The organism is Kitasatospora phosalacinea (assembly GCF_000717185.1).
GTDB lineage: Bacteria > Actinomycetota > Actinomycetes > Streptomycetales > Streptomycetaceae > Kitasatospora > Kitasatospora phosalacinea_A.
The window spans coordinates 1-253 of the sequence record NZ_JNYE01000317.1 but is presented as its reverse complement, the minus strand read 5'-3'; the positions used below and the strand labels follow the sequence as shown (position 1 = coordinate 253).

Annotated in this window: 1 protein-coding gene; it reads left to right on the top strand. The window is 71.5% G+C overall.

Annotated features, from left to right (window positions below; translation table 11 throughout):
* The coding region (locus OO57_RS38195; RefSeq protein WP_199811412.1) for a transposase at positions 1 to 253 on the top strand (253 nt) is incomplete at both ends.

The following is a 253-nucleotide window of genomic DNA, read 5'->3' as shown; positions in this document are numbered from 1 at the left end:
GGCCGAGCATGCCGCCGCAGGTCTTGGCCGCGGCGATCACGCTGCAGGCCCTGCACGGCCTTTCCGACTTCGAGACGGTGCAGGAACTGCGCTGCGACCTGCGGTGGAAGGCCGCCTGCGGCCTTGGCCTGCACGACACGGCGTTCGACTCGTCGCTGCTGGCCTACTTCCGCCGCCGACTGGCCCGCTCGACGCGACCGCACCGGGTCTTCGAGGCGGTGCGCGAGGTCGTGAAGGCGACCGGCGTGCTGAA